Annotated in this window: 1 rRNA gene; it reads right to left on the bottom strand. The window is 50.8% G+C overall.

The annotated features are described in order from the left end of the window. Window positions 1–262 (bottom strand): 23S ribosomal RNA (locus GTP55_RS29385); the annotation flags it as partial.

Consider the following 262-nt stretch of genomic DNA (forward strand, 5'->3'; position numbering starts at 1 on the left):
TTGGGCTTACGGCGTGGGGGCTTTTCACCCCCATTATCGCTACTCATGTCAGCATTCGCACTTCTGATACCTCCAGCATCCTTTACAAGACACCTTCGCAGGCTTACAGAACGCTCTCCTACCATATCCTTACGGATATCCGCAGCTTCGGTGACTGGCTTAGCCCCGTTACATCTTCCGCGCAGGACGACTCGATCAGTGAGCTATTACGCTTTCTTTAAATGATGGCTGCTTCTAAGCCAACATCCTGACTGTTTTAGCC

This window comes from Duganella margarita (genome assembly GCF_009857535.1).
Classification (GTDB): Bacteria; Pseudomonadota; Gammaproteobacteria; order Burkholderiales; family Burkholderiaceae_D; genus Rugamonas; species Rugamonas margarita.